This is a genomic window from Pseudoalteromonas sp. CR1, assembly GCF_019392235.1.
In the GTDB taxonomy this organism is placed as follows: Bacteria; Pseudomonadota; Gammaproteobacteria; order Enterobacterales; family Alteromonadaceae; genus Pseudoalteromonas.
Genome location: NZ_JAHXRM010000095.1, coordinates 1 through 343, shown reverse-complemented (window position 1 = coordinate 343; position 343 = coordinate 1). Strand labels below are relative to the sequence as shown.

The following is a 343-nucleotide window of genomic DNA, read 5'->3' as shown; positions in this document are numbered from 1 at the left end:
GAGTCCATCAACGCCAGGGTGGGCGCCAGCGGGTACACGCGAAAGCCACACATCGAGTCGCGAATCTGCAGCGACAAGGTATTGATCCACACCCACACATGTGTCAGGTAACGTGCGTACAGGCGGCCCTTGGGCACGCTCTCGTCGTATTCCGGGTAGCCGCAGATTACCGCGTCCGGGTGCATGCGGGAGCTGTCGAGGAAGCACTCGACTTCACGCAGGTCGTGCTGGCCGTCGGCATCCACTTGCAGCGCGTGGCTGAAGCCCAGGCGCGCGGCCTCACGGAAGCCGGCCATGACCGCGCCGCCCTTGCCTTGATTGTTCGGCAGGGTCAGCAAGGTGA

General features: G+C 64.1%; 1 pseudogene. It reads right to left on the bottom strand.

Annotation, left to right across the window (positions count from 1 at the left end):
* Positions 1-343: pseudogene (locus KZZ04_RS18635) on the bottom strand (glycosyltransferase family 2 protein); the annotation flags it as partial.